The organism is Priestia sp. P5_B4 (assembly GCF_056400385.1).
On record NZ_JBFULJ010000340.1, the window covers coordinates 1 to 3,905 of the forward strand.

The following is a 3,905-nucleotide window of genomic DNA, read 5'->3' on the forward strand; positions in this document are numbered from 1 at the left end:
GAATTCCAACACGTATCTGATGCATACGTAGAACAAGTAAAATCTCTTCAAAAGTCATTTGCTCAGTCTCTTGAGCAATATGCAGTTGTAAAATAATATATAAAAAAGCCCAGCTTCTTTGAAAGCTGGGCTTTTTTATACTTTCTTGCAAACCATTACCAGTATGCAAAATAGGAAACAACAAATAATACAGGTACAGCAGTGAACTGCTGTACCACTAAAAAAGGAGATGACTAATCATGGCTAGAACAAATAAACTATTAACACCAGGTGTAGAACAATTTTTAGATCAATATAAATATGAAATCGCTCAAGAATTTGGGGTAACTCTAGGTTCTGACACTGCTGCACGCAGCAACGGTTCAGTAGGCGGAGAAATCACAAAACGCTTGGTGCAACAAGCTCAAGCTCACTTAAGCGGCAGCACACAAAAATAAAACATAACTTCATAACATGGCTAAAAAAAGGCACCTGCGCGTGCCTTTTTCTTACATAATATAGTCTTTTAAATACACGTAGTCCCCCGCTAATATAATAACCATCGCGATAATATATTTACGGTTTCTTTCAATTGTTTTCCGGCTCACTTTGACATGTTTTTCAATCAAGCGAATAGGAAGCTGCCGCTTTAAAAACAGCTTATCTTTTAATTCTTTTTCATTGACGATAAATGATGCAACTTCGACTGCATTTCCCCTTGCATCCTTATGTTTAGGAGACGTCTCTATAATGTCTTCAAGAGTTAATTTAAACAATTTTAGCGCCTGACAAAAATAAGTCATTTCCTCTTGAATATATGAAGTTTCACTTTGCCTTTTATAGTTAGAAAGCGATATATCCCTTTCTACCTTGCCTTGAATAAAACCTTCATTTTCAATTCGGCTATAGAGCAGCGTTTGATTTCTCTTTTCTTTTCGAATATAGTCAATTACTCTTCTTTTAATAATAAGTTCCGCAAATGCAAGAAGAGATCGTCCTTTTTGGATTGTGTAATTTTCAATGGCTTCATTAAATGCAATCAGACCAATGCTAAATTCATCGTCAGCTTCACTTATATAACGTTTACATACAGCTGAAACAACTTTAGCAATAAACGGTTTATATTGTTGAATCATTTCGTTATGTAATTGTTTATCCCCTTGCTGAATCGTCAGTACAAGCGTTTCAAGCGATGGAGGCGTTTGAACTTTTGTGAGCATTGGCTTCACCTCTTTTACTATACTCAGTTGCTTTATACCATGTTAATATCTATTCTTTTGATGACGAACAGGGTTGAGAAGCGTTCTGCTCCTTTTAATTTCCCTTTATTATAACCCATAATAGCTCAATTTTACCAATTAACATACATTTGAAATATATGTTTATAAACTGAAATAAACTTCATTGAACTGAATTACTCACGGCTGCTTCTGTTCTCTAAAGAATATGAACGAAAAAGCAAAACATTCGGATATAAAATAATTAAACATTAGTTAGTTCTTTTACCCTTTATCTAAACAATCCAAACTAGGTATTTTGTCTTAATATAAAAAAACGCGCCTTCAATTAGCATTGAAAGCGCGTTTTTTTATTATTGATTTTCAATTTTTTTTAACGATTCTTTTTCTTTCTCTGAGCCTTCAAGATCTGTTTGTTCTTTATTTTTAGATAGAAACCAGCCTGAAGCTGCTATGCCAAGTAACACAATCCAAAACGTAATTTTCCACACTTTTGATTCAGGGAAATGTTCATTAATAATACCCAACTCCGGATGAGCAAGGGTATACACCGCTAACTTAACTCCTACCCAGCCTACAATAGCAAAAGCCGCCGTTTCCAGGCCTGGGCGCGTATTTAATAGCTTGACGAACCAAGTTGCAGCAAAACGCATAATAATTAATCCCATAATTCCTCCGGCGAAGATCACCAAGAACTGTCCGCCGTCTAGTCCGCCAATTTGAGGAAGATTTGTTGTTGGCAATGTAACGGCGAGAGCCACAGCGGCCAAAATTGAATCAACGGCAAAAGCAATGTCCGCTATTTCTACTTTTAAAACCGTCATCCAGAAACTTGATCCCTTTTTCTCATCTGCTTCTTTCACTTTTTCACGATCGTCTTTTTTCACATATCGCTTCACAATATGATTAATGGAAATGAACAATAAGTAAATGGCTCCTATAGCTTGAAGCTGCCATACGTCGACTAAAAATGAAATCAAGAACAATGAACCAAATCTAAAAATAAAGGCACCGGCTAATCCGTAAAATAATGCCTTCTTGCGTTTTTCTTCCGGTAAATGTTTGACCATAATGGCCATCACAAGAGCATTATCCGCCGCCAAAATTCCTTCTAATGCAACCAGCACTAGCAATACCCATCCATACTCTAACAAAAGTGATGCATCCATAAAAATCCCCTCTCGTTTCTTTGTATAAGTTTATTTATCCTCATTACCGGAATAAAACACAAAAAGACCTTTGCCAAATATGGCAAAGGTCTTGCTAAGCATAATCATTATGCCAACAAAGCCGATGGAATACTCCATGTAATGACGACTTTGTTTCAGGTTTCCCTGACGCTACTCCCCTTTACTCCTTAAGAAGTAAATGTATTAAGTTGTTTTTATTTTACAAAGAGTCCACTAATAAGTCAATTAAAAGCCCTCTAAACTTTTGTTAAGCTTTTGTTAAGCGTTTTAATACATTCAAAAACGTTGCAATATGAATAGGCTTTGTTACGTATTCACTAAAACCGACTRAAAAAGCTTGATCGATATCGCTTTGCATCGCGCTTGCACTCAGGGCGACTCGCGGAATATGCTTCAACTCTTTTTCCAGCTGAAGCTGTGTGCATACCTCAAAACCATTCATATCAGGCAGATCAATATCAATTAAGATTATATCCGGTGAAATAGACCTGATTAGCCCGATGCCATTTTCTCCTGTTTTAGCAATTAAAAGCTTAACGTTTTTATATGGAGAAAGAATCGATTGCATAAGCTCGATATTTGTATCGTTATCCTCAATATACACAATTGAAATTGGCATGGAAAAACCTAAAAACGGCTCGGCTTCTCCTTGATCGGATAATCGTTTAGGAACAGGTGGATGGACTATGGGAAAACGCACCCAAAATGTACTGCCTTTGCCTTCTTCACTTCGGACTCCGCACGTTCCATTCATTAATACAACAAGCTGTTTTACAAGCGCCAACCCAATTCCTGTTCCGTCTTTTTCTAGTCTATTTACACGGTAGAAAGGCTCAAAAATCCGATTTAATTCTGAAGCTGGAATTCCAAAGCCCTTATCTTCAATCGATATAGTTACGTGATGCTGAGTGATGTCAGTATAGATAGTGATATCGCGATAAGCGGGCGAGTATTTAATGGCGTTTGTAAGCAGATTTAATAAGATCTGCTGAAACCGAAGTTCATCTACTTCAACAAAGACTTCTTGGTATGCGTGAAAGCGAGTATAAAGTATACTATGCTTATTTTTTGCTAGTGGTTTCATAATTTTAAGCGCGTCTTCAATTGCCTCTTTTACCGACACCGGTTCAAGATTAATCGCTAAATGACCTGATTCAATTTTCGATAAATCAAGCGTTTCATTTATCAAATAAAGAAGATGATTACCAGCTTTTAAAATTTTTCGTATACGATTCAATTGTTTTTCTGTTAAATCTTTTTCCCCTTGCTCTTCCAATATCTGTGCATAACCTAAAATACTGTTTAAAGGCGTACGAAGCTCATGGCTTACTTTTGATAAAAATTCAGACTTGGCTTGATTTGCTTTTTCGGCTTCTTCTTTTGCTACAATCATTTGCTGATTGGAATGAAGCAAATCTTGTTCTTGTTCCTGCTGTTTTGTAATATCATAAAATGTGACAACTACGCCCTTATAATATTTGCTTTCTTGAAGAGGTTC

The 3,905-nt window shown here is 36.3% G+C and carries 4 protein-coding genes, 1 pseudogene and 1 riboswitch; of the genes and pseudogenes, 2 read left to right on the top strand and 3 right to left on the bottom strand.

Translation table 11 applies throughout. The features are described from left to right. A pseudogene (locus AC1DRF_RS18830) lies at nt 1-96 on the top strand (polyhydroxyalkanoic acid inclusion protein PhaP); the annotation flags it as partial. Nucleotides 97-239: 143 nt separating this feature from the next. Beyond that, nucleotides 240-437, top strand: coding sequence for an alpha/beta-type small acid-soluble spore protein (locus AC1DRF_RS18835; protein WP_013055933.1), 198 nt, complete (start codon nt 240-242; stop codon nt 435-437). 51 nt (nt 438-488) lie between these two features. Here AC1DRF_RS18835 and sigI read toward each other — a convergent pair whose 3' ends face one another. The 3 genes from sigI to AC1DRF_RS18850 form a co-directional block, all read right to left on the bottom strand. Further along, complete coding sequence (gene sigI / locus AC1DRF_RS18840) at nt 489-1,199, bottom strand: RNA polymerase sigma factor SigI (RefSeq protein ID WP_043979696.1); 711 nt, start codon at nt 1,197-1,199, stop codon at nt 489-491. A 371-nt stretch (nt 1,200-1,570) separates the two neighbouring features. Then, nucleotides 1,571-2,386: a TerC family protein gene (locus AC1DRF_RS18845; protein ID WP_043979698.1), complete on the bottom strand. Its 816-nt coding sequence runs from the start codon at nt 2,384-2,386 to the stop codon at nt 1,571-1,573. A 96-nt stretch (nt 2,387-2,482) separates the two neighbouring features. Next, a riboswitch (yybP-ykoY riboswitch) is annotated at nt 2,483-2,578 on the bottom strand. Between the two features lie 76 nt (nt 2,579-2,654). After that, the coding region (locus tag AC1DRF_RS18850; protein WP_477741390.1) for an ATP-binding response regulator at nt 2,655-3,905 on the bottom strand (1,251 nt) is incomplete at its 5' end.